Source organism: Rhodococcus sp. USK13, assembly GCF_018343855.1.
GTDB classification, from domain to species: domain Bacteria; phylum Actinomycetota; class Actinomycetes; order Mycobacteriales; family Mycobacteriaceae; genus Rhodococcus_F; species Rhodococcus_F oxybenzonivorans.
Window position 1 is genome coordinate 1,714,092 of sequence record NZ_CP069242.1, and the last position, 23,163, is coordinate 1,737,254.

Annotated in this window: 21 protein-coding genes; 12 read left to right on the forward strand and 9 right to left on the reverse strand. The window is 66.2% G+C overall.

The window, feature by feature from the left end:
- Positions 1-72: 72 nt before the first annotated feature.
- From JQT59_RS10755 to JQT59_RS10765, 3 genes are all read left to right on the forward strand, one after another.
- Positions 73-1,776, forward strand: a complete 1,704-nt coding sequence (locus tag JQT59_RS10755; protein ID WP_502939813.1) for a sigma-54-dependent Fis family transcriptional regulator — start codon at positions 73-75, stop codon at positions 1,774-1,776.
- Between the two features lie 116 nt (positions 1,777-1,892).
- On the forward strand, positions 1,893-3,401 hold the full coding sequence (locus tag JQT59_RS10760) for an aldehyde dehydrogenase family protein (protein ID WP_213576125.1): 1,509 nt from the start codon (positions 1,893-1,895) through the stop codon (positions 3,399-3,401).
- A 23-nt stretch (positions 3,402-3,424) separates the two neighbouring features.
- A complete protein-coding gene (locus tag JQT59_RS10765; RefSeq protein WP_213576126.1) occupies positions 3,425-4,534 on the forward strand; it encodes an NDMA-dependent alcohol dehydrogenase in 1,110 nt (369 codons plus the stop codon).
- A 43-nt stretch (positions 4,535-4,577) separates the two neighbouring features.
- Here JQT59_RS10765 and JQT59_RS10770 read toward each other — a convergent pair whose 3' ends face one another.
- Complete coding sequence (locus JQT59_RS10770; protein WP_213576127.1) at positions 4,578-5,573, reverse strand: LLM class flavin-dependent oxidoreductase; 996 nt, start codon at positions 5,571-5,573, stop codon at positions 4,578-4,580.
- A gap of 108 nt (positions 5,574-5,681) precedes the next feature.
- Entirely contained in the window at positions 5,682-6,665 is a 984-nt protein-coding gene (locus JQT59_RS10775; protein WP_213576128.1) for an LLM class F420-dependent oxidoreductase, read from the reverse strand.
- Positions 6,666-6,776: 111 nt separating this feature from the next.
- Here JQT59_RS10775 and JQT59_RS10780 point away from each other — a divergent pair, with 111 nt between their 5' ends.
- Genes JQT59_RS10780 through JQT59_RS10795 form a run of 4 tightly spaced genes read left to right on the forward strand, consistent with a single transcriptional unit; the run spans position 6,777 to position 13,282 of the window.
- Complete coding sequence (locus JQT59_RS10780; RefSeq protein ID WP_213576129.1) at positions 6,777-11,207, forward strand: non-ribosomal peptide synthetase; 4,431 nt, start codon at positions 6,777-6,779, stop codon at positions 11,205-11,207.
- A 31-nt stretch (positions 11,208-11,238) separates the two neighbouring features.
- Complete coding sequence (locus JQT59_RS10785) at positions 11,239-12,015, forward strand: RsiV family protein (RefSeq protein ID WP_213576130.1); 777 nt, start codon at positions 11,239-11,241, stop codon at positions 12,013-12,015.
- A gap of 59 nt (positions 12,016-12,074) precedes the next feature.
- Positions 12,075-12,521, forward strand: coding sequence for a nuclear transport factor 2 family protein (locus tag JQT59_RS10790; RefSeq protein ID WP_213576131.1), 447 nt, complete (start codon positions 12,075-12,077; stop codon positions 12,519-12,521).
- Positions 12,521-13,282 carry an SDR family NAD(P)-dependent oxidoreductase gene (locus JQT59_RS10795; protein WP_213576132.1) on the forward strand — a complete coding sequence of 254 codons (762 nt, stop codon included), beginning with the start codon at positions 12,521-12,523 and terminating at the stop codon, positions 13,280-13,282. Before JQT59_RS10790 ends, JQT59_RS10795 begins: the two co-directional genes overlap by 1 nt.
- A gap of 31 nt (positions 13,283-13,313) precedes the next feature.
- On the opposite strand, the gene JQT59_RS10800 is transcribed toward JQT59_RS10795, so the two are convergent.
- Positions 13,314-14,135 (reverse strand): arylamine N-acetyltransferase family protein, encoded by an 822-nt coding sequence (locus JQT59_RS10800; protein ID WP_213576133.1) that lies wholly within the window; start codon positions 14,133-14,135, stop codon positions 13,314-13,316.
- A gap of 127 nt (positions 14,136-14,262) precedes the next feature.
- Here JQT59_RS10800 and JQT59_RS10805 point away from each other — a divergent pair, with 127 nt between their 5' ends.
- The gene (locus tag JQT59_RS10805) at positions 14,263-15,345 is read left to right on the forward strand and encodes a PQQ-dependent sugar dehydrogenase (protein WP_213576134.1); all 1,083 of its coding nucleotides are present in this window, start codon (positions 14,263-14,265) and stop codon (positions 15,343-15,345) included.
- Positions 15,346-15,359: 14 nt separating this feature from the next.
- Here JQT59_RS10805 and JQT59_RS10810 read toward each other — a convergent pair whose 3' ends face one another.
- A complete protein-coding gene (locus JQT59_RS10810) occupies positions 15,360-15,689 on the reverse strand; it encodes a hypothetical protein (protein WP_213576135.1) in 330 nt (109 codons plus the stop codon).
- A gap of 120 nt (positions 15,690-15,809) precedes the next feature.
- Between JQT59_RS10810 and JQT59_RS10815 the strand changes: the two genes are divergently transcribed.
- The 3 genes from JQT59_RS10815 to JQT59_RS10825 all read left to right on the forward strand — a co-directional run bounded on the left by JQT59_RS10815 (position 15,810) and on the right by JQT59_RS10825 (position 17,722).
- Positions 15,810-16,673: a spermidine synthase gene (locus JQT59_RS10815; RefSeq protein WP_213576136.1), complete on the forward strand. Its 864-nt coding sequence runs from the start codon at positions 15,810-15,812 to the stop codon at positions 16,671-16,673.
- 69 nt (positions 16,674-16,742) lie between these two features.
- Complete coding sequence (locus JQT59_RS10820; RefSeq protein WP_109333938.1) at positions 16,743-17,192, forward strand: PPOX class F420-dependent oxidoreductase; 450 nt, start codon at positions 16,743-16,745, stop codon at positions 17,190-17,192.
- Positions 17,193-17,251: 59 nt separating this feature from the next.
- Positions 17,252-17,722 carry a hypothetical protein gene (locus tag JQT59_RS10825; RefSeq protein ID WP_213576137.1) on the forward strand — a complete coding sequence of 157 codons (471 nt, stop codon included), beginning with the start codon at positions 17,252-17,254 and terminating at the stop codon, positions 17,720-17,722.
- 58 nt (positions 17,723-17,780) lie between these two features.
- Here JQT59_RS10825 and JQT59_RS10830 read toward each other — a convergent pair whose 3' ends face one another.
- The 5 genes from JQT59_RS10830 to JQT59_RS10850 form a co-directional block, all read right to left on the reverse strand.
- Complete coding sequence (locus JQT59_RS10830; protein WP_213576138.1) at positions 17,781-18,536, reverse strand: AIM24 family protein; 756 nt, start codon at positions 18,534-18,536, stop codon at positions 17,781-17,783.
- Entirely contained in the window at positions 18,533-19,231 is a 699-nt protein-coding gene (locus JQT59_RS10835; protein ID WP_109335402.1) for an AIM24 family protein, read from the reverse strand. Before JQT59_RS10835 ends, JQT59_RS10830 begins: the two co-directional genes overlap by 4 nt.
- 5 nt (positions 19,232-19,236) lie before the next feature.
- A complete protein-coding gene (locus JQT59_RS10840) occupies positions 19,237-19,860 on the reverse strand; it encodes an AIM24 family protein (RefSeq protein WP_213576139.1) in 624 nt (207 codons plus the stop codon).
- An 80-nt stretch (positions 19,861-19,940) separates the two neighbouring features.
- Positions 19,941-21,083 carry a DUF475 domain-containing protein gene (locus tag JQT59_RS10845; RefSeq protein ID WP_213576140.1) on the reverse strand — a complete coding sequence of 381 codons (1,143 nt, stop codon included), beginning with the start codon at positions 21,081-21,083 and terminating at the stop codon, positions 19,941-19,943.
- A 118-nt stretch (positions 21,084-21,201) separates the two neighbouring features.
- The gene (locus JQT59_RS10850; RefSeq protein ID WP_109333930.1) at positions 21,202-21,777 is read right to left on the reverse strand and encodes a TerD family protein; all 576 of its coding nucleotides are present in this window, start codon (positions 21,775-21,777) and stop codon (positions 21,202-21,204) included.
- Positions 21,778-22,032: 255 nt separating this feature from the next.
- Here JQT59_RS10850 and JQT59_RS10855 point away from each other — a divergent pair, with 255 nt between their 5' ends.
- Positions 22,033-23,151, forward strand: coding sequence for a hypothetical protein (locus JQT59_RS10855; protein WP_213577631.1), 1,119 nt, complete (start codon positions 22,033-22,035; stop codon positions 23,149-23,151).
- The last annotated feature ends 12 nt before the right edge of the window (positions 23,152-23,163 follow it).

Sequence of the window (23,163 nt, forward strand, 5' to 3'; positions counted from 1 at the left end):
ACGGACCCGGCCGCACGGCACTATGGCGTGGGTCACAGGCTGTCGGTACGTTCAGGAGGGGGCGCGCGTCGTGTGCACGGCCCCGCACAGGCCAAGGAGGCGAGGGTGGTATTCGGCGGCTCGACAGGGTCTGCGGCAATGCGGCCCGAAATCGCATTGTCGTGGAAGCGGTCGGCGCTCAGCGGCCTGGAACCGAGTTCGACGCCGGACGCCGATCCCTGCAGCGACCTCGACGGATCGAGCCGGTTACTGCAGGCCGCGCGGCCCATCCTCACCGAAATGGAATCCCAGATCCAGGGCACCGGCTTCTGCGTTCTCCTCGCTGACCGCGACTGCCGCATAGTGGCCAGGCTCTTCGACGGGGCCAAGGTCGAGCGAATGATCGACGCGGCCGGCGCTGTGCTGGGCACACGATTCGGTGAGGACTGTGTCGGAACGACGGCGCTGGGCACGCCGCTCGAGATCCGCCGTGGCGTCGTCATTCACCGCGACGAGCACTACCTCGAACGGTTCAAGGACTTCAGTTGTTACGGCCACCCCATCGTCCATCCAGCGACTCGCCGGGTGGAAGGCATCCTCGACATGACGGGGACCGCTGCCCGGGCAAACCCGCTATTCGCCCCGTTCCTCGCGCGCGCGGCGAGTGACATCGAACGACGCCTGCTCGAGGGGTCTCGGGTGTCACAACAGCGCCTGGTAGACGCGTTCCAGCGCATCTCGCCCCAGAATCAGCTCGCGGTCACCGCGATCGGCGAGGACATCCATCTCAGTAATCGGGTCGCGCTGGACCTTCTCCAGGTGGCCGACCATGCGACGCTCCGGAGCATGGTCGCAGATCTGCGCCCCGATCAGTCGAAGACGGCTCGTATTCGACTGTCATCCGGTGAAGCGGCGATGGTGCAGGCCGACTACGTCGAGGGCACGGAGGGCGGGGCGGTGTTCGTCGTGCGCCCGGAACATCGGACCACCACGCCGATTCGCCGCGGGAGATTGGCGTCCAGTTCGGTGCTGCAGCGCAGCAGGTCTGAACTCGCACGGCTGCGGGACACCAGGGAACCGGTGGTCATCAGCGGTGAGCCGGGCACCGGCAGAACCACCGCGATTCGCGACCTCGCCGGTGACAAGTCGCTCGAATGTATGGACGCTGCCGGCATCGCGCTCGACGGCACGCAGCGATGGCTCGACAGGCTGGTGACGCTGGCATCCAGTTCGGTGGACGTCCTCGGGATCGAAGAGGTGCAGCTGCTTCCCGAGTCGATGCAACCGATTCTCGCGAAGATGCTCGAATCGGAAGCAGGGCCGCGCATCGTCCTGACGAGTACACCTCTCGACAGTGTCCCACCGAGCGTTGCCGGGTTGATCGGTCGGTGTTCCGGACAGGTGGTGCTCCCGCCGTTGCGGCAACGCAGCCGCGAGTTCGCGGACATCGCGCAGGCGATTCTCGACTCGCTGGAACCCGGATTGTGCCTCACGGCAAGCACGATCGAAGCGCTCGTGGCCCGCGAGTGGCCCGGGAATCTCGCCGAGCTGTCCGTCGTCCTGCGGACTGCGGTGCGGCGACGCACCAGCGCGAACATCGCTGTCTCCGATCTGCCGGAGTCATATCGGACGCCGCAGCGAGTGACCCGTCTCGCCGGGCGTGAGCGCGCCGAACGCCAGGCCATCGTCGACGCACTGGAGGAATGCGGCGGCAACAAGGTGCATGCCGCGGCCGCGCTGGGCATCAGCCGCAGCACGCTCTACGTCCGGATCCGAGCCCTCGATATCCCCGTCTAACTGCAGTTTCATCCACCGATCCGCGACCGTCCGGAGGTGTCCGAAGTCAGGACAGTTAGTGATATGGCAACCAGTGCACTATGAGCCACGTCACATTCACAACTTCGGAGGTTTTGATGACAGCGACGATCGAACCCAGCCAAGCGGAACTCTTGCCGTCGGTACGGAACTTTCTGTCCGGCACCAAGCGATTCCTCGTCGGAGGGCAGTGGGTGGAAGCGGCGAGCGGCGCGACGTTCGAGACGATCGACCCGGCCACCGGGCAGGTGCTCACCACCGTCGCACGCGGTGGCGCCGAAGACGTCGACCGTGCAGTCCGGGCCGCACGTACGGCATTCGACGAGGGCCCGTGGGCCACCATGAAGCCCAACGAGCGGGAACGGCTGATCTGGCGGGTCGGCGACATCCTCTCCGAGCGCGCCGAGGAATTCGGTCAGCTGGAGGCGCTGGACAACGGCAAGTCGGCGGGCATCGCCGCGGCAGTCGACGTCGCCTGGTCGGCCGACATCTTCCGTTACTTCGCAGGCTGGGCCACCAAGATCGAGGGCAGTACGGTCAACGTGAGCATGCCGTTCGTCCCCGGTGGCCAGTTCCATGCGTACACGCTGCGCGAACCCGTCGGCGTCTGCGGTCTGATCGTTCCCTGGAACTTCCCGCTGCTCATGGCCGCATTCAAGCTGGCGCCCGCACTGGCGGCCGGCAACACGGTGATCCTCAAACCCGCGGAGCAGACACCACTGACCGCCCTGCTGCTCGGTGAAGTGTTCGAGGAGGCAGGCTTCCCGCCCGGCGTGGTCAACATCGTCACCGGGTACGGCGACGCCGGCGCGGCATTATCCGCCCACGACGCCGTCGACAAGATCGCGTTCACCGGCTCCACCGAGGTCGGGAAGAAGATCGTCGACGCCGCCAGGGGCAACCTCAAGAAGGTGTCGCTCGAACTCGGCGGCAAGAGCGCCAACGTCGTGTTCGCGGATGCGGACTTCGACGCCGCCGTCACCGGATCGCTCAACGCCTGGCTGTTCAACCACGGCCAGTGCTGTGTCGCGGGCACCCGGATGTTCGTCGAGGACAGCATCTTCGACGACTTCACCGCAGCGGTCGCCGAGGCCGCGAGCCAGGTCAAGATCGGTCCCGGACTCGACCCCACCACCCAGCTCGGACCGCTGGTGTCGCAGGAGCAGTTCGACAAGGTCACCGGCTACCTGGCCGCCGGACTCGCCGACGGCGCCCGCGCCCTCACCGGCGGAAAGCGCTGGGGTGACACCGGCTTCTACGTCGAGCCGACGGTGTTCGTGGACGTGAAGCCCGAGTTCAGCATCGTCGAGGAGGAGATCTTCGGCCCCGTCGTCGCAGCGCTCCCGTTCAACGCAGAGGAGGGAGTCGCAAAGGCGGCGAACAGCAGCATCTACGGCCTCGCCGCCGGAATCTGGACCAAGGATCTGTCCAAGGCGCACCTCACGGCCCGTCAGCTCAAAGCCGGTTCGGTGTGGATCAACCAGTACAACGGGTTCGACACCGCCATGCCGTTCGGCGGATACAAGCAGTCCGGTTGGGGACGTGAGCTCGGGGCGACCGCCATCGATCTCTACACCCAGACCAAAGCCGTCAATATCGCACTCTGACCGTCACTCAACGAGGAGAAGACATGAAGACCAAAGCAGCGGTTCTGTTCGAAACGCACAAGCCGTTCGAAATCGTGGAACTGGAGCTCGACGGTCCGGGCCCTGGCGAAGTGCTCATCAAGTATGTGGCAGCAGGCCTGTGTCACTCGGACCTGCACCTCACCGACGGCGATCTGCCACCGCGTTTCCCCATCGTCGGCGGGCACGAGGGTTCCGGCATCATCGAGGAAGTCGGCCCCGGTGTCACGAAGGTAAAGCCCGGCGACCACGTGGTCTGCAGCTTCATTCCGAACTGCGGCACGTGTCGGTACTGCGCCACCGGCCGCCAGAACCTGTGTGACATGGGCGCCACCATCCTCGAGGGTTCGATGCCCGACGGCTCGTTCCGGTTCCACTCGGGCAAGCAGGATTTCGGTGCCATGTGCATGCTCGGTACGTTCGCCGAGCGCGCCACCATCTCGCAGCACTCGGTGGTGAAGGTGGACGACTGGCTCCCGCTGGAGACCGCCGTCCTCGTCGGCTGCGGTGTGCCGTCCGGTTGGGGCACCGCGGTGTACGCCGGCGGAGTTCGCGCCGGTGACACGGTCGTCATCTACGGCATCGGCGGTCTCGGCATCAACGCCGTGCAGGGTGCGGTCGGCTCCGGCGCCAAGTATGTCGTGGTGGTGGATCCGGTGGCGATGAAGCGGGAGGCCGCCCTGAAGTTCGGCGCCACCCACGCGTTCGCGGACGCCGCGACTGCAGCGGAGAAGGTCAACGAACTGACCTGGGGGCAGGGCGCCGATCAGGCCCTCATCCTGGTGGGCACCGTCGACGAAGAGGTGGTGCAGAACGCGACCGCCGTCATCGGCAAGGGCGGCACTGTCGTCATCACCGGCCTCGCCGACCCAGCGAAGCTCACGGTGCACATCTCGGGAACCGACCTGACCCTGAACCAGAAGACGATCAAGGGTTCGCTGTTCGGTTCGGCCAACCCGCAGTACGACATCGTCCGCCTGCTGCGCCTGTACGACGCGGGTCAGCTCAAGCTCGACGAGCTGATCACCACCAAGTACACGCTCGAGCAGGTGAACGAGGGTTACCAGGATCTGCGGGACGGAAAGAACCTGCGTGGCGTGATCGTGCACCAGTAGGCGCCTCCGGCGCTCGTGCGCGGTTGACGAGTCCAGAGACTCGTTAACCGCGCACGGGCGCGGAGCGCCACACGTCGGCGAGGAGGTCGTACGACTTCAGCCAGGACTCGGTGTCCTCGGCCATCGAGGCGACGATCAGCTCGTCGGCCTGTGCGTGCTCGGCGAACTCGTCGAGGTACGCCTTGACCTCGGTCGGCGTTCCGACGGCGGAGTAGCGCACCATCTGGGTGATCTGCTGACCTGCGGGTGAGGTCATGATCAGGTCGACTTCCTCGGGCGTGAACTTCTGCCCGCGGCCGACCATCTGCACCACGCGACGCCGCAGTGAGGACTCGAACTGCCGATGCGCCTCCTCGCTGGTGTCTGCAGCGATGGCGTTGACACCGGCGATCACATACGGCTCCGCCAGCTGTTCGGACGGCTCGAAGCGGTCCCGGTACAGAGTCACGGCGTCGACCAGAGAGTCGGGGGAGAAGTGGGACGCGTTGGCGTAGGGGAGACCGAGCTTCGCGGCGAGCTGAGCACCGAACAGCGACGAACCGAGAATGTAGAGGGGGACGTTGGTGCCCTTGCCCGGGATCGCGTCGACGCCGGGAACCCGGGACTTGCCTGCCAGGTAGGCCTGGAGCTCGAGAACGTCCTGCGGGAATCTGTCGGCCGACGCCGGGTCGCGGCGCAGCGCGTACATCGTCTTCTGGTCGCTGCCGGGTGCGCGTCCGAGTCCGAGGTCGATGCGACCGGGATGCAGGGTCTCGAGGGTGCCGAACTGTTCGGCGATGGTCAGCGGGGCGTGGTTGGGCAGCATGATGCCGCCCGCACCCAAACGAATGGTGCTGGTGTGTGCGGCGACGTGGGCGATGAGCACGCTCGTCGCGGACGACCCGATCGATGCCATGTTGTGGTGTTCGGCGTACCAGATGCGGCGGTAGCCGCGCGTCTCCGCGAGCTGGGCCAGCGCGACGCTGGCCTCGAAGCTGTTCCGCGCCGAGTCGCCCTCGCGGATGTGGGCCAGATCCAGAATCGACAGCGCAGCACTCACGGACTTCGTCACCTTTCGTCACCGAACAGGCGCGAGACGTTAGCCTCGCGCACTACCTCCGAAGTCCAACCGCGGAGGCAGTGCGCGTATTCCTGGCTGCCGGAACGGTCAGGCGTCGACCAGCGGACGCAACGTGCGCCCGGTGAGCTCGACGATGCCGGGCTCGTGCCCGTTCACCACGAGGTTGAGGACGATGCCGTCGATGCCCTTGTCGAGAACGCGGGTCTGGATTTGCTCGGCCACCTCGTCCGGTGATCCGCAGAACTGACGCTGGGTGGCCGCGGCCCGCTCGTCGTCGGAGGCGGTGGAGAGGTCGACGCCCTGAGTGAGCAGGAATTCCTGCTGAAGCTGCCGGGCGCGGTCGCCGTCCTCGTCGATGATGACGAAAGCCAGGTAGCTGGTCTCGAGGGTGGAACGGTCTCGCCCGACCTCCTCGCAGCGTGCGTCCAAGGCCTCGAGCTTGCGCGGGATCTCCGCCGCGTTGCAGATGATGTTCAGGTGGTCTGCGAACTGGGCGGCCAGCCGGAACGTTTTCTTCTCGCCGGAACCGCCGAGGAGGATCGGCAGGTCGTTGCGGATCCGGGGTTCGTTGATGGCGTCTTCGACGTGGTACCACTTGCCGTCGAAGGTGGGACGCTCCCCGTGCAGCATCGGCGCAATGATCTGTAGTGCCTCGTCGAGGCGTTCGAAGCGGTCGGTGAACGTTCCGAATTCGTAGCCGAACTGGCGGTGCTCGAGGTCGAACCAGCCGGCCCCGATACCGAGGACGGCGCGGCCGCCGCTGACGACGTCCAGTGTGGACACCGTCTTCGCGAGCATGGGTGGGTTGCGGTACGTGTTGCCGGTGACAAGCGCGGACAACTGAATGGTCTCGGTGGCCGTGGCGAGAGCGCCGAGGGCGGTGTAGGCCTCGAGCATCGGCTCGTCGGGCTTGCCTATCCCGGGCAACTGGTAGAAGTGGTCCATCACGAACGCGGTGTCGAAGCCGGCTGACTCGGCCTCGCGCGCCTGCGCGATGACCGTCGGGAAGAGATCCGCGACGGAGTCGGAGTAACTGAAGTTCGGCATTTGGTAACCAAGGCGAATAGTCACGCGCTCGACGCTACCCGGATCGCGGCGAAGGCACCCCTTTTATCTCGCGGGGGTAGTTGCACACCCTGGGGTGGCTGGTGAGGGGTGCGGCAGGCGCGCACACTTGTGGCAATGACCACCGCCCTGCCCTTGACCGCCGCGCAGCGGTCCATCTGGTTCGCGCAGCAGCTCACGCCGGAGATTCCGTACGTCATCGCCCACTACGCCGAGCTGCACGGGCCTGTCGACCTCGCAGTCCTCTGTGACTGCACCCGTCGCGCGCACCTCGAATTCGGTTGGGGAGCAATCCGTCTCCTGGATGTCGACGGGCAGCCACATCAGGTGATCGACCCGACTGTGGTAGATCGGGTGCCCACTACCGACTTTCGTGACGAGAACGACCCTGTCGAGGCGGCCCACAGGTGGATGCACCACGACCGAAGCGCGCGCACGGACATGTACGACGGGCCGCTCCTCACGTCACACATTCTGCAACTGGGAGACGAGCACTACTACTGGTATTCGCGCGCGCACCACATTGCGTCGGACGGGTACGCCGCGATGATGCTGATGAGCCGCACCGCCGAGCTGTACGTCGCCGCTGTCGAGGGCAGGGAACCGCCGGACTGCCGCGCCGTGGGACCGGAACGCGTCATCCAGGAGGACGCCGCGTACCGCACCTCCACCCGTTTCGTCCGGGACCGCGACTACTGGCGGGAGCAGGGCAGCGATCTCCCTTCCGTCGTCGGATTGAGCGGACGCGCCGCGCGTTCCGGCCCGACCGCCCGGACTGCAACCGGACACGCAGCTCGAAGCGCGAGTTCGCGCAATGCCACGGCAGTGACGGTCGCCGCCTTCGCCTCGTACCTCGCCAGGATGACCGGCAGCGACGACGTGGTGCTCTCCCTGCCGGTATCGGCGAGAACGACGGCCCGCCTGCGGACGTCAGGAGGATGCGTCTCCAACGTCATCCCGTTGCGACTCGGGGGTATCGGCTCGGGCACGGTTCGGAACGCGGTGGCAACGACCGAGGCTGCAGTGACGGCGGCCCTGCGCCACCAGCGCTACCGCCGCGAGGACATCGGCCGCGACCTCGCCTCGGGCGGGGTGGAACTCATGCATTTCGGCCCGGTGATCAACCTCATGATGTTCAAGGAGATCACGCTGGGCGCCGTGCAGGCAACGGTTCGGGTCCTCACCACCGGTCCGGTCGCCGACCTCGCCGTCAACATCTATCCCGGATCGTCGGACCGTGCCGCCCGGATCGACTTCGAAGGGAACTCGTCCCTGTACGGTCAGGCCGAACTGGCCGGGCACCACAACCGATTCCTCGCCTTCCTCGACCGATTCACCGCCTCGATCGAGTCGGAGTTCCTGATCTCCGATCTCGATGTTTTCCTTGCCGGTGAACGCGAGAACTTCGCCCCCGCGCAGGGACTTCCGGATGTCGTCCCGAAGACACTGGACCGTCTCCTCGCGGCGTCCGTGGCCGATGATCCCGAGGCTGTCGCGATACGCGACCGGGGGCGTGCGCTGTCCTACGGTGATCTGGACCGCGTCGCCGGCCGCCTCGCCCGGGAGCTGATCGTCAGGGGTATCGGTCCCGAGAGCTTCGTCGCAGTCTCCGTCCCCCGGTCCCTCGAATCGGTGCTGGCGTTGTGGGCGGTCGCGAAGGCCGGCGCGGCCTATGTCCCGATCGACCCGGCACACCCGAGCGCCCGCGTCGCCTACTGCCTGGCCGACTGCGGCGCGACGCTCGGGTTGACCGTACGTTCGGAGCTCGATCGTCTACCCGACACGGTCGATTGGCTGACTGTCGATATCGACAATGTCGAAGAAGCTTGTCTGGGAACGTTTTCCGGGACGACGGACGATGTGGAACGAGCGAGCCCCCTGCGTCTGGACCACCCCGCCTATCTGATCTACACATCCGGGTCGACCGGGGCGCCGAAGGGCGTCGTTGTCACTCATCGCGGTCTCGCCAATCTGGCGCAGGAAATTCGGGACAAGTATGCGGTGTCCACGCGTTCTCGTGTTCTGCATTTCGCCTCACCGAGTTTCGACACCGCGCTCGTCGAAGTGCTCGCGGCGTGTATCGGAGGCGCAACGCTCGTCGTGACCCCGCCCGGGCACTTCGGCGGCGACGAGCTGTCGCGGTTGCTGCGCGAGGAACACGTCACCCACCTGTTGACGACGCCCTCGGCCCTGGCGGCAATCGACTCCACCGCGAAGAACCAGCTGGAGTTGGTGCTGGTCGGAGGAGAAGTGCTTTCTCCGGAGTTGGTGCGACGCTGGGCCGGTGGCCGAGAAATGCGTAACGCGTACGGGCCGACGGAGACGACATGCAGCGTCACTCTGACCGAGCCGATGTCACCGGACGGAAGAGTGACGATCGGCGGTCTCATGCGCGGTGTGGATGCGGTGGTGCTCGATCATCGTCTGCGTCCGCTGCCGCCGGGCGCGGCCGGTGAGCTCTACCTCACCACGGCAGGCCTCGCCCGGGGATACCATCGACGTTGCGGCCTGACCGCCGCACGATTCGTGGCCGATCCGTTCGGCGACAGCGGATCCCGCATGTTTCGCACCGGCGATGTGGTGCGCTGGACGGTGGCGGGAACTCTCGAGTTTCTCGACAGGGCCGACGACCAGATCAAGATCCGTGGGTTTCGGGTCGAGCTCGGCGAGATCAACGCCACGCTGAACACCTATCCGGGCGTCACCTATGCCACGACGATGGTGCACAGGAACTCGGTTGGTGATCCGAACCTCGTGTCCTACCTCATGGTCGAGGGAGACGCGCCGATCGGTCGGGAAGCGTTGAAAGCGCACGCGGCGCGATTCCTGCCGGACTACATGATTCCGAAATCGTTCATGCTCGTGCATTCGATTCCGTTGACACCGACGGGAAAGCTCGACCGGTCGGCGCTACCCGTTCCGGAGTTCGGCTCGGATTCGGTGCCTCATCGCGACCCGGAGACACTCGCCGAGCACCGCGTCGCCCGGGTCTTCTCCCGAGTACTCGGGGTGGATTCGGTGGGCGCCGACGATTCCTTCTTCGACCTGAGCGGCGACTCGTTGTCGGCCATCCGGGTGGTCGGGACGCTCAACGCCGAGTTGGGCACAACGCTGGGTGTGCGAGAACTGTTCGATGCACCGACGGTCGCAGCACTCGCACTGTCGATTGCGGACGCTTGTGAACACCCGTCGAGAGCGCAGGCGCGGGGGGCACCGAGATTGGGCGCCGCAGGATTTCAGGGCGGCCAAGTGATGCCCGAACTCGTACCGCTGTCTCCCTCGCAACAATTCATCGACCGCACGCTCGTGGATCCCGCTCTCCACAACATCCCCTTCACGGTACGAGTGCGTGGGCCGTTCGATGCCGAAGCGTTGCAGTCGGCGATGGCAGACGTCCTCCACCGGCATCGCTCGCTGAGAACCGTGTATCCGGACTCACCGGCGGGTCCGTACCAGCGCGTGCTCGACGTGGTCGACGCCGTGCCCGACCTGTCGCCGGTGCCCGCCGGCGAATCGGTTGCGGAGGACCAGACCTCGGACCTGCTGACGGCGGGATTCGACGTGCGCCGCGACCCTCCGCTCCGCGCCCGGCTCTTCCGTCTGGGCGACCACGACCACCTCTTGTCCTGCGTCCTCCATCACATCTGCGCGGACGGGTGGTCCCTGGCTCCCTTGGCGCGCGACCTCGCCGACTCCTACCGTTCCCGGGCGATGGGCGGTGAACCCCAGTGGGAGCCTCCGGCCGTGCACTACGCGGACTACACCATGTGGCGTCGAACGATGCTCGGGGACGAGAACGACCCCGACAGTGTCGCGTCGAAACAGATCGGCCACTGGACGAAGGAACTGTCGGGCCTTCGCGGAGAACTCGCGCTGCCCACCGACCGACCCCGGCCGCACAGGTGGACCTATCGAGCGGGGCGACTTCCGTTCACAGTCGACGAGCATGCGCATCGGGGGCTGCTCGCCACCGCGCACGAACACCACGCCAGCCTCTTCACGGCGCTCAGGTCGGCCGTGGCGGTACTGCTCGCCCGGCTCAGCGGCGATCCCGACATCGCGATCGGAACCCCGATCGCGGGCCGGGGAGATCCGGTGCTCGACGACGTGGTGGGAATGTTCGTCAACACACTGGTTCTGCGAACCCGGGTCGACCCGAGCATGACACTGTCCGACATCGTCGATCGATCCCGCGACGTGGAGCTACGTGCGCTGGCGAATGCGGATGTGCAATTCGAACGGCTCGTCGAGGTACTCGACCCACCTCGATCGGGGTCGCTGCACCCGCTCTTCCAAGTGGCGCTGTCGCTGAACAACTTCGCTCCGGCGGCCTTCGACGTCTCCGGGCTCGACTTCGAGGTGACTCCGCGGCCACTCGACATCGCCAAGTGCGATCTGCACTTCCACTTCACCGAGCGACACGACGCCGACGGAAAGCCCACCGGGATCGACGCCGAACTCGTGTATTCCGCCGACCTCTACGACGCCTCCACCGCACAGGATTTCGTCGACACGCTGCACACCATCGTCGACCCGATTGGTAGGTGACCTCACGGAATCGGCGTGATAGAGATACCTCATGAGCGGCATCCGGAGAATTGGTCGGGGAGTAGCGCTCGCGGCGGTCATCATCGCCCTGGCCGCCTGCTCCGGCCAGGAAGGAACGGCGGTCAGTGAGCCGTCGACGACGACGATAGCCCTGGCTACGGACACGGCAGGCGCCGAGACGACGACGCCCGAGAGCCTGCCCTACACGGAGACCGAGCTGCGGGTCGACGGTTCCACCGGCCGCGTCACCTACGACGTCCTCATCCCGCAGATCGAGGGCGGAAATTCGGCCGTCACCGCCGAGTTCAACGAATCGATGCAGGCCGCGCTCCAGGACCAGATCGACGGTTCGGGCACCGACGCCTTCACACTGAGCAGCCAGGAGCACCGCGTCGTGCACATCGGCGAGCACGTGATCAGCGGGTTGCTGGTGACGTCGTGGAACGCCGATCCACCCGGTGCGCATCCCACCCCGATCGTCGCGACGGTGGTGGTGAATGCCGATTCGGCCGAGCCGATCACGCTCGCCGATCTCTTCCCAGATCTCGATGCCGGTCTACGGAGGTTGTCCGAGCACTGCGCAACCCTGCTGCCGGCCACGGCTGCCGGCCCCGAGTTCGACCGCACCGGCATCGAACCCGTCGAAAAGAACTTCGCCAACTGGCTCGCGACCTCCGCCGGGATGGAAATCCACTTCGACGACTATCAGGTGGGGCCGCACGCCGTCGGGCTGGTGACCGTCACCGTCCCCTGGGACGTTCTCGGTGACGTGGTCGATCCGCAGCTGGCCGACGTAGTGTCGAGTTAGTCCGCGAACCGTCCATCCGTGGTAGAACAGGTATCAGTTTTGGTACCCGGAGGGTGATCATGGACCTGGAAGCTGTCGCCGCGATCAGCAGACTCAAGTACGCCTACCTGCGCGCCCTCGACACCAAGCACTGGGACGAATTCGCCGACACCCTGCTTCCCGACGCGACCGCGAGTTACGGCGAGCATCTGACATTCGCCTCACGCGACGCGGTGGTCGAGTTCATGAGAACCAGCCTCGGCCCGCAAACCATCACCGAGCATCACTGTGGCCACCCGGAGATCGACGTCGACGGTGACACCGCTACCGGCCGGTGGTACCTCTCCGACCTCGTGCTGATCCCCGAACACGACATGGCGTTGCGCGGAGCCGCCTTCTACTCCGACCGCTACGTTCGTGGGCCGGACGGGCGGTGGCGCATCGCACACACCGGCTACGAGCGGACCTTCGAGGCGGTGATGTCTCTCGCCGACATCCCCAGCTTCCGGTTGACGGCGCATCCCTGATGGGCGCGCTGGACGGCAAGGTGGCACTGATCACCGGAGCAGGGCAGGGCGTCGGGGCCGGTATGGCACGTGCACTGGCAAAGGAGGGCGCGCGGATCGCGGTGGTGGGGCGTACGGAATCGAAACTCGTCGAAACGTGCGCTGCGATCGCCGACTTCGGGGGTGTCGCCGAGCCCGTCGTGTGTGACATCAGCAAGCGGGAGCAACTGGGTCCGATGGTCACACGTGTGGTCCAGGTGTTCGGCGGCATCGACATCCTGATCAACAACGCCAACGCGAGTGCGCTCGGCCCGTTGCTGGAGGTCACTCCCAAGCTGCTGGACCGCGCCATGGCGGTGGGTCCCGTGGCGACTCTGTTCCTCATGCAGCTGTGCCATCCCCACTTGAAAGCACGCGGCGGCGGCTCGATCGTCAATCTCGTGAGTTCCTCGGCGGTGCGCTGGGACACCAGCGGTTACGGGCTGTACGCGGCCACGAAGGAGGCCATGCGCTCGCTCACCCGCACCGCCGCCAGTGAATGGGGCGCCGACGGAATCCGGGTCAATGCCATTGCGCCGCATGCCCTCTCTCCCGGTTTGCAGTGGTGGACAGAGAACAATTCGGAGGAGGCGGCCGAGTTCGTGCGATCGATACCGCTGGGCCGAATCGGAGACTGTGAGCAGGACATCGGACGCGCCGTCGTCTTCCTCGTCGGACCCGACGCCGGCTACCTGACCGGCGCCACCATCCCGCTCGACGGCGGCCAGGCACGCTGGAGTTGAGCGTCGAGCCGGTTGCCCGGCGAGCACCCTGTCAGGGCAACCGGTGGAACGCCTCGTCCAGTCCGCGAAGCCCGCTGGTGTCGATGAGGAACTCCGATTCGAGGCATTTCCGGAGCTCGTCGGCGCTCGTCAGCTCGAGTCGGACGGACTCACCACCGAGCGGGTGGACGGTGAACCGGGTTCCGTTGAGTGCGTACCGGCGCCCTTCCGCGACCCGGGCAGCGAGGAGTCCGGTGACGAAATGGGAGCCGGGCCAGGTGGACAGGTACCAGTTCGGCGCCTCGTAGTCGACGGGGTGCTGCGGGGTGAGGTCGAAGCGGTAGATGGGACGCCACTCGTCCCCGACGAGGGCCTCCAAGAGGTAGTCGCCGCGCAAGTCGAGCAGCCGGAACGGCTCGAGCGGAGTGTCCTGCACCGTGTTCGTTTCGAGGCGCAACGTGGTGTCGAGGGTCATGCCGCCGAACCCGACGTCGATGATGCGCCGGTCACCTTCGACATCGACCAGAAGCAGCATGTGCGAGCGCGGGTTGATCACGTCGGTCGACGTCGACCCCCACAGCACCCGAGCCGCCAAGGCGGTGACTTCGAAGCCCAGTTCGAGGAGGACGGCGCGCAACAAGAGGTTCTGCTCGAAGCAGTAACCTCCTCGGCGCGATTCCACCAGTTTGCGTTGCAGCGACCCGAGGTCCAGCCGATTCGGTGTGCCGAGGAACGGATCGAGGTTCTCGAACGGAATCGACCGGGCATGGTGGGCGGCAATGGCGTTCAGTGTTGCCGTCGTCGCGGATCGGTCCCCGTCGTATCCGATCCGTTCGAAGTACCGCTCGAGGTCGAGATCGCCTGCAGTTCCCATGACCCTCAGTGTAAGCACGCCCGAATGGGTGATCAGGCGCCGTTCGCGTCCGGTGAGCGGCATCGTGCGCGCGAGCGTACTTTCGCACTTGTATGGGCGGAGACCGGCGCGCGGCGGAAGGACTCTCATGAAACGGGGATGTGTTGCGGCTGCCGCGTTGCTGGTGGGCTTTGCCGCCACCGGTTGCCAGACCGATTCGAGGACGAGGGAGTCGGCTGCGACATCGGCGGCGCAACCACCCGTGGCCGCTCCCACCGTGGTCGCGACCGAATTGGAGGTGCCCTGGGGAATCGCGCTGCTGCCCGACGGCGCCGCGGTGATCGCCGAGCGGGACAGCGGCACCATCCGTCGTCTGCAACCGAACGGTGACGTGACCGAGGTCGGAGAGGTGCCGGAGGTGGCAGCGCGGGGGGAGTCGGGACTGCTCGGGCTCGCCGTGTCGCCCGCCTACACGTCGGACCAGACAATTTTCGCCTACCTCACCACCGATGAGGACAACCGCGTGGTCGCTGTGCGATACGACGGCCGCAGCCTCGGCGAGCCCGTCCCGATCCTCACAGGAATTCCGGCCGGGTCGATCCACGACGGGGGCCGAATCGCCTTCGGACCCGACGGCAAGCTCTACGTCACCACCGGTGAAGCCGGCGATCGGCCGCTCGCCCAGGATCCCTCCTCTCTCGGCGGCAAGATCCTGCGGATCAATCCGGACGGAACAATTCCGCCCGACAACCCGCTGTCCGGCTCACCGGTCTGGTCGCTGGGACACCGGAACGTGCAGGGCATCACCTGGGACGACGCAGGCAGGTTGTGGGCCACCGAGTTCGGCGCGCACACGTGGGACGAAGTGAACCTGATCCGGCCGGGCGCCAACTACGGATGGCCCGAGGTCGAAGGGCAGGCGGAAGAGGCCGAATTCGTGGACCCGGTGGTGCAGTGGCCCACGGACGGGGCGTCACCGTCCGGCGTCGCCTACCTCGACGGGTCGCTGTGGGTGGCGGCATTGCGGGGCGAACGGTTGTGGCGGATACCCGTCGGCGGGGACGGCTCGCTCGGTGAACCGCAGTCGCTGTTCGCAGGGGAGTACGGGCGGCTGCGCACCGTCGTCGCCACACCGGACGGGGTGCTGTGGTTCAGCACGAGCAACCGTGACGGTCGGGGGTCGCCGGCAGAGAGTGACGACCGCATCCTCGCGGTGCGGCCGTCGGCCTGAATGTGACCCGGGGGTCAGTCGGTCCAGGGCGCGACGGGCGGCTTCACCCACATGATCTTCTCGTCCGCGTGTGCGGGCGATGCAGACGGATGATCCGGGTGGCGCTCGGCCCACGCCGACTTCTGGTCCAGCAGTTCGGCCACGGTGAGCCACGTTTCCATGGTGCTCGGTGGGTTGGATCCGGCTGCCCGGGCCAGTTTCCGCAGTGTGCCGTCGGTGAGGTCGAGCAGTTCTTTCCCGCTGATAGCGCGATCCCAGACGTACTTGGCGAGGCCCACGGCCTTCTCGCGACGTTTGCGCGCCGCGCCTTCGGTGTGGGCGAAGTCGACTTCCTGAGGTTCCATCGCCTCCCTCTCTCGTGCGCGCCACTACGGTAGGTCACCGCGCAGTCGTGCCGGTATCGTGGGATGACGATTGTCGCAGCAGACACGCGCAGTCGATGCGAACGGTAGGGAAGTCGGTATATGGGCAGGCAGCGCGGCGGCCGAACTGCGCACGCAGCCGAAGGTGGGCCCGTCGCCGGGGTTTATCCGATCGACACGGGAACCTGCGAACTCGCCGAGGACAACGTCAATCCCCACGGCTGGGTCCTCAAAGTGAACGGCGTCGAAAGTTCACACATCGACCTCACGGATCCCGAACACCTCGATTTCGAGTACATGCGGTGGATGGCCGACCTGATCGGATCCCGCTGGCAGCGCGCGGACCGCGTGCGGGCACTGCATCTCGGCGGCGGCGCCTGCTCACTTGCCCGCTATCTGTCGGCTGTGTACCCGGACGCCCGGCAGGTAGTGGTCGAACTGGACGGCAAGCTGGCCGAACTGGTGCGTCGATGGTTCGATCTGCCGCGGGCACCGCTGCTCCGACTCCGCGTCGGTGAAGCCAGGGCTGTCACCGAAACCCTCACCGAGTCGAGCCGCGACCTGATCATTCGTGACGTGTTCGCCGGCAACACGACGCCTCCGTCACTCACCACCGTCGAATTCACCGGCCATGTTCGCAGGGTCCTGGCACCGGGCGGGATCTACGTCGTCAACTGCGGTGACACCCGCGACCTCGTGAAGGCGCGGCGGGAAGCGGCCACCATCGGCAGCGTGTTCCCGCACACCGCCGTGATCGCGGACCCGGCCATGCTCAAGGGCCGCCGCTACGGCAACATCGTGATCGCCGGAAGTGACGTGCCCCTCGGCGACGACCCCGCACTGGTTCGGCGACTACTGGGTGGTGGTGTGCCCGCACACCTCTGGGACGACGCGCAGGTTCGATCGTTCGCCGGTTCTGCGCGCGTCCTGCTCGATGCGGAAGGATCACCGGGCGAGTCCGGGTGAGACTGCGCTGAGGTCGACGACGTGTCCGCAACGGGAACATCACCGACCGCACCGTGGTTGGGTGTCGGTATGAGCCTGGAAGTGAACGACGCGCAGCGTCCCCTGCTCGACCTCGTCGCGACACACTCGCACGCCGTCCTCACGACGATCAAAAGGGATGGCCGACCGCAGCTGTCCAACGTTCTCTACACCTGGGACCCCGACACGAACACCGCCCGGATCTCGGTGACCGCGGACCGGGCGAAGACCCGCAACGCCGCGCGGGACCCCCGGGTGTCGCTGCACGTGAGCGCGCCCGACTTCTGGAGTTACGCGGTCGTCGAAGGTGACGCCGAGCTGAGTGCCGTCGCCAGTGACCCCCACGACGCGGCCACCGACGAGCTCGTCGAGGTATTCCGCAATGCAGCAGGTCGGGAACACGACGACTGGGAAGACTTTCGTCGCGCGATGGTGTCCGAGCGACGGCAGGTACTCCGGGTGCGCGCGACACACCTGTACGGCATGGCCCAGCTGCCGTGAGCATTCGGCCCGGAACGTAGTTGTGGCAGGCCGCCGCCCCCGGTGGGACCATGGGGTGCATGCGCAGGAGGCGGTGGCCGGCGGCCGCGCCGCCCGCCACGGGAGGGGTCGTCGTATACGGCCCCGTCGAACTCGCGACTACCCGTGATCTGACGCTGCGGCTGGCAGAGGTGGTCGCTCACCCGGCGGGTCTCGAGCTGCGCATCGAGTTCACCGCGACCGGACGCACGGCCGACAGGGCGCGTCACGAAACCCGCCCCCTCGACGATCCCGACGACCCGTCCGCCCGCTGGTCGTATCTCGCGGTGCACGTGCGGGTGGACGACGTGGTCGGTGAGGCCGACCCGAGCCACCTGCAGTCCACGTCGAGGGTGGCCACGAGCGAGGCGTCCGAGTATCACACCGAGCCCCGCTACTGGGTCGCCGCCTACCCGGAGTCGGGGGTCATCACCCTGACCGTGGGGTGGCCGGAAATCGGGCTGCATGCCCGGACCGACGTCATCCGGCTGGGCCCCAATCCCGCCCGGTGACAGGGTGAATGTACCTTTCGGCGCGGTAGCAGCGTCGAAAGGTACATTCGCCTCGACGTCAGCGAGGCTGCTCGGCCAGCTTGGCGGCGATCACACCGTTGAGCCGCTGCAGACCGCTCGGGGTGAGGCCGTGGATCTGGCCCTCGATGCTGCGCACGACATGTGTGTCGCTCAGGACCTTCTCGCTGGACTGAATCAAAACCGTTCCGGCGCCCGTGAAGTCGAACTGTCGTTCCTCTCCCGAGTTGATGCCCATCATGTGGGCGCCGGCGGCGAGGAAGTTGCTGATCCACCCCTGGTCGTAGTGGTGGCTCGGCGACGGGCAGTCCGCCCACCCGACCAGTGCTTCGGGGTCGATCCGCAGTGGCGGCTCGGCGAACATCACCGGGCCGTTGGAGGAGGCAAGGAACTTGCCGGTTCCGATGAGGGTCAGGAACCCCGGGACGATCGACTGGTTCAGCGACAAACCCGGTTCGAACGCAAGGAGATTGGACGCCCGGATGGTGAGGTTGCCGTCGTCGAGATCATACGAGTTGATGTCGTAGCCGCGGTCACCGATGATCAGCTTGCCGAAGCCTTCGGCTACCGCATACTCACCCATATAGAGCGGCGCCGAGAACTGATTGGCCACCATGTGCAGTGCGGCGCCGTGCAATCCGTGGGTCAGTGCCTGGAACTGCATCTGCCCGTAGTAGGCGATCATCGCACCCTTGCGGATGAACCAGGGCGCAGTGAGGTCGATGCAGTAGGCGTAGCTGTTGTCCGGAATGTTGTCGCTGGCGCCCAGGGTCGACGGATTCAGCACGGTGCTCACAGTTTTTCCTCCGAAGCCTGAACGTAGACGATTCCTTGTCCGCTGCACTGCAATTGCATCGCTTCTCCGGCGCCGCGGCCCACGGCATCACGCCAGCCGACCGCGGACTTCAGTTCTACCTGAACGTTTCCGTACGTACCGACGAAGGCGTCGGGGTCGACCAGGATCGGGTTGGGACCGCCCACGGGGATCTCCAGGAAACCGCCGTGCGCCAACAACACCGCCGATCCGTACCCGGACAGTTGGGTCGTGAACATGCCTGTCCCGGACAACGCACCCGCAGCGGCGCCGCGGAGGGCACCGAGCATCCCGCGACCACCGCCGCCGCCCTGACTCATCACCGAGACCACCGAGCTCTGCAGTCCGGCGTTGTGGGCCAGCAGTCGGGACGCCTCGACGCACAGAGTTCCACCCTGCGACATGTCGACCACGTGCACCTCGAGACCGGCGTGACCGTAGTGCACCTCGCCCTGTCCCTGCGCGAGCATCGTGCGCTCGTGTTCGCCCTGCATCATCCGTCCGGCCATGCGGGTGAACCCGCCCATCCCGGCCATGGACTGCGAACCGGGAACCTGGTGCGGTGAGAACTGGACCTGACCGGTGTAGAACAGCATCGACCCGGTGCGCGCGACGACTCCGCCCGCTGCCCCGACATCGACCTTGACGACCTTCGAATTGACCTGTGTGAACACCATGCTGATCACCGTTCCGCCGGCTGGATGGACACGACGCCGTGGCCGTCCCACTTGAGGGAGAAGGCTTCACCGCTGCCCTGGCCGACGGCGGTCCGCCACGACACATCGGTGACGAAGGATTGGGTCAACTGCCCGCGGGCCGAGACGAAGGCGTCGGGGTCGACTACGAGTGGATACTGCGGCGACACCTCGAGGTGGATGAGCGGGCCGCCGGCCGAGAGGAGGGCCACCTGCCCCTGCCCCGACACCGTCGTGGTGAACAGGCCCTGGCCGCCGACACCGCCGCGGAGACCCGTGAAGGTGACGTTGGTGTTCAGGTTGCCGCTGAGTGCCAGGAGTTGCTGCGACTCCACCTGCAGCGTTTCACCCGCAAGTTCGATGACGGTGACGTGCTGGCCGCCCACCGCGAAGTAGACGACACCGTTGCCGGAGCATTCCATCAAGGACAGCGACTCGCCGGTGGCGCGCCTCTTCATCCCCGCCAGTACCCCGTCGCCGCCACCGAAACCGGCCGATTTGAAGCTGACATTGCCTTCGTAGGCAATCATCGATCCCTGTATTGCCCGGATGGTGGTTCCGGCCAGTTGGGCTTCGACCACCTTCTTCGACTTCTCGAGCAGCCGCGCCATAGGTGCCCTTTCCAGTGCCGAGCGGCAGTGTTCGTGACCGGGTCACGAACACTGCCGCGGGATGTGAGTACAGGCAGAACCTAGCTGATGGTGGCCGGTTTCGGCTCGTCCACGTCGTTGTCCGAGCTCCCGCCGGCTGCTGCCGCCTTGCGGTTGCGCAAGATGCTGGAGATGAACGCGGCTCCGATGAGGGCGACGCCGACGAGTCCGGTGACGTTCTCGTTGACGTGGTAGCCGATGGAGACGAGCAGGATCACGGCCAGGGCGCCGATGGCCCAGTGCGCACCGTGTTCGAGGTACACGTAGTCGGACAGGGTTCCCTTGCGAACGAGGAACACGGTGATCGAGCGGACGAACATCGCACCGACGAAGCCGAGGCCGAGGGCGATGATGATCGGGTCGGAGGTGATCGCGAAGGCACCGATCACGCCGTCGAAGGAGAACGACGCATCCAGGACCTCGAGGTAGAGGAACAGGAAGAATCCGGCCTTGCCGGTGGCCTTGGCCAGTTCGGTTGGGCCGCCGCTGGAGCCCTCGACGACCTCGCCGTTCTCATCCTCTTCCGGGGTATTGAACAGTTCGCCGAGGCCGTTGACGGCGATGTAGGTGATCATGCCGAGGACGCCGGCGACCATCACGGTGGAAACGGTGTCTTCGGGAGCGATGTACGAGGCGGTCAGCAGAAGCAGGCCACCGGCGACGATCACCGCGAGCTGGTCGAGCTTGCCTGCGCGGGCGAGCGGCTTCTCCAGCCAGGACAGCCAGGTGATCTCGCGCTCTTCGAGAATGAATCCGAGGAAGAGCATCAGCAGGAACATGCCGCCGAACGCCGCGATCTGCGGGTGGGCGTCGGTGAGCAGGGTTTCGTAGCTGGGGCTGCCGTCGGGGAAGTATGCGGCGTCGTCGGCGGGCGGGTTGAGTGCGAGGTCAAGGGCGGCGACCGGGCCGAGGCCGGATGCCAGCCACACGATGACCAGCGGGAAGACCAGGCGCATGCCGAACACGGCGATGACGATGCCGACTGTGAGGAAGATTTTCTGCCAGAACTCGCTCATCCGCCGCAGCACGGTGGCGTTGATGACGGCGTTGTCGAACGACAGGGAGATCTCGAGGATCGAGAGGATGACGACGAGGAGGACGGCTTGGGGGCCTCCGTACAGCGCCGCGATGATGATGGACACCACCGTGACAGCGAAGGAGAGACCGAATATTCGCAGAACCACTGAGCGTGGCCTTTCTTGTTGGGCAATGCCGGGTGGCTACTGCTGGAGTACGAACGCCGAGGAGGGTTCCACGTCAGCGACGCGAAACCCTACCCGGCTGATGTAAGCGAAACTACCGTCAGACGTTGACGCCGTAGTCGCGGGCGATACCGGCGAGCCCGGACGCGTAGCCCTGGCCGATAGCGCGGAACTTCCACTCTGCGCCGTTCCGGTACAGCTCCCCGAAGACCATGGCCGTCTCGGTGGACGCATCCTCCGACAGGTCGTAACGAGCGAGCTCGTTGCCGTTCGCCTGGTCGACGACGCGGATGTACGCGTTGCGAACCTGGCCGAACGACTGCGAGCGGGTCTCGGCGTCGTAGATCGAGACGGGGAAGATGATGCTCTCGATGTTCGCGGGGACCGCCGCCAGGTTGACGTTGATCACCTCGTCGTCGCCTTCGCCGGCGCCGGTGGTGTTGTCACCGACGTGCTCGATGGAGCCGTCCGGCGAGCGCAGGTTGTTGAAAAAGACGAAGTGCTGGTCGGAGACAACCTTCTTGTCGGCACCCGCACCGATGGCGCTGGCGTCGAGGTCGAAGTCGGTACCGGTGGTCGAACGAGCGTCCCATCCGAGTCCGACAGCCACCGCGGTCAGGTTCGGCGCCTCCTTCGTGAGTGAAACGTTGCCGCCCTTGGTCAAGCTGACGCCCATTCAGGGGTCCTTTCGAGAGGAGGTGTTCGACCTCGACGGCTGTCGAAGTCTCGAGATCGTCGTGCACCACCACGATAATGAATTTGTCCGACTTGTCCCATCCGTTAGCTGTCCACAGGTTTGTCCACAGGCAATTCCGGTCAGCTCGGGCCGACTGCGCCGACCAGTACGATTTCAGGTGTGACGAGCGGATGGTCGGGACGCTTCCGAGGGAGAGCCCGGAGCGACGAGTCGACTCGTCGCGCCCACGACACCATGGTCGCAGCGTTTCTCGACATGGACAACCGTCAGAGCATCGCCGCCGCGGCGGTCGACGCCTCGAAACAGCTCACCCCGGAACGCGGAGTCCAGCGGCTGTGGGAGCCGGTTCGGGACGGGTGCTATCAGGCGGCGTCCGCGTATCTCGCGGCGGTAGATCAATTCGACGGCGTCCAGTCGCCGGCGGCAACCGCCGCATTCGAGCAGGCCACAGCGCAATTGGTGGCCGCGACACAGGCGCTGGACGAGTTCTACCGCGCGCATCGCGGTCATCTCGAAGAATCCACGGCGATGCTGGCCGCGATTCCGCAGGTGGCGCAGCAGGCCCTGCAGACAGCCGAGGCCGCTCGGGACGGACTGCGGCGACACCAGGCGTACGGCGACTATCCGTCGGTGCGGGCATCCGCTGCGGCGCTCGACGACGCCGTCGCGTCCTTGCAGGCAGCCCGGGGGGCCAACCCGGTGCGCGAAGCCGCGGGTCGGGTGCGAGATGCTGCGGCGGCCCTCGACAGTGCGCTGGCGGCGGCGCCGTCCAAGGAGCGGGACGCCTCACACGCCGTGTCGTCGGTGACCACCCGGATCGCCGCCGTGCAGACCCGTGCCGAGCGGCTCGCGCCTGCCTACTCCGCACTGCTGCGGGAGTTCAACGCGAGAAGTTCGGCGGATCTCGTCCACAACGAACAGGTCAGTCGCCTGCAGATCGAACAGGCCGAGGCCGATCTGCAGAAGGCGCGTGAGGCCCTGACCGCGGGCAACCCGGAAGGCGCGCTCGAGTTGACGAGCGCGGCGCGGACTCATCTGGCGGATGCCGAGGCGAAAGTGGACGGTGTCACCGACCGGTTGCGACTACTGCGGCATGTCCGCGAGAATCCGCGTGCGAAAGAGAACGAGATCAGATTTCGCCTGCGCGATGCCCAGATGTTGGCTGTCAATCGCGGGCTCGTGCGGGAATGGGGGTCGGTCCTCGACGCCCAGCTCGAGCGGATCGACCGGATCGCAGGGACACTGACGGGCAGGCACCCCGACTACTGGGCGTACATCACCCAGCTCGATGCGGTGTCGGCGTTCATTGCCGAGGTGGTTCAGAAGATGAGAGGACATACAGCGCAGCGATGACATGGGGGGACG

Excerpts from the sequence above, each read along its gene's own strand:
- JQT59_RS10760 (WP_213576125.1), top strand. The coding sequence starts at position 1,893 with ATGACAGCGACGATCGAACCCAGCCAAGCGGAACTCTTGCCGTCGGTA.
- JQT59_RS10765 (WP_213576126.1), top strand. The coding sequence starts at position 3,425 with ATGAAGACCAAAGCAGCGGTTCTGTTCGAAACGCACAAGCCGTTCGAA.
- JQT59_RS10780 (WP_213576129.1), top strand. The coding sequence starts at position 6,777 with ATGACCACCGCCCTGCCCTTGACCGCCGCGCAGCGGTCCATCTGGTTC.
- JQT59_RS10785 (WP_213576130.1), top strand. The coding sequence starts at position 11,239 with ATGAGCGGCATCCGGAGAATTGGTCGGGGAGTAGCGCTCGCGGCGGTC.
- JQT59_RS10790 (WP_213576131.1), top strand. The coding sequence starts at position 12,075 with ATGGACCTGGAAGCTGTCGCCGCGATCAGCAGACTCAAGTACGCCTAC.
- JQT59_RS10795 (WP_213576132.1), top strand. The coding sequence starts at position 12,521 with ATGGGCGCGCTGGACGGCAAGGTGGCACTGATCACCGGAGCAGGGCAG.
- JQT59_RS10800 (WP_213576133.1), bottom strand. The coding sequence starts at position 14,135 with ATGGGAACTGCAGGCGATCTCGACCTCGAGCGGTACTTCGAACGGATC.
- JQT59_RS10805 (WP_213576134.1), top strand. The coding sequence starts at position 14,263 with ATGAAACGGGGATGTGTTGCGGCTGCCGCGTTGCTGGTGGGCTTTGCC.
- JQT59_RS10810 (WP_213576135.1), bottom strand. The coding sequence starts at position 15,689 with ATGGAACCTCAGGAAGTCGACTTCGCCCACACCGAAGGCGCGGCGCGC.
- JQT59_RS10815 (WP_213576136.1), top strand. The coding sequence starts at position 15,810 with ATGGGCAGGCAGCGCGGCGGCCGAACTGCGCACGCAGCCGAAGGTGGG.
- JQT59_RS10820 (WP_109333938.1), top strand. The coding sequence starts at position 16,743 with ATGAGCCTGGAAGTGAACGACGCGCAGCGTCCCCTGCTCGACCTCGTC.
- JQT59_RS10825 (WP_213576137.1), top strand. The coding sequence starts at position 17,252 with ATGCGCAGGAGGCGGTGGCCGGCGGCCGCGCCGCCCGCCACGGGAGGG.
- JQT59_RS10835 (WP_109335402.1), bottom strand. The coding sequence starts at position 19,231 with ATGGTGTTCACACAGGTCAATTCGAAGGTCGTCAAGGTCGATGTCGGG.
- JQT59_RS10840 (WP_213576139.1), bottom strand. The coding sequence starts at position 19,860 with ATGGCGCGGCTGCTCGAGAAGTCGAAGAAGGTGGTCGAAGCCCAACTG.
- JQT59_RS10850 (WP_109333930.1), bottom strand. The coding sequence starts at position 21,777 with ATGGGCGTCAGCTTGACCAAGGGCGGCAACGTTTCACTCACGAAGGAG.
- JQT59_RS10855 (WP_213577631.1), top strand. The coding sequence starts at position 22,033 with ATGGTCGCAGCGTTTCTCGACATGGACAACCGTCAGAGCATCGCCGCC.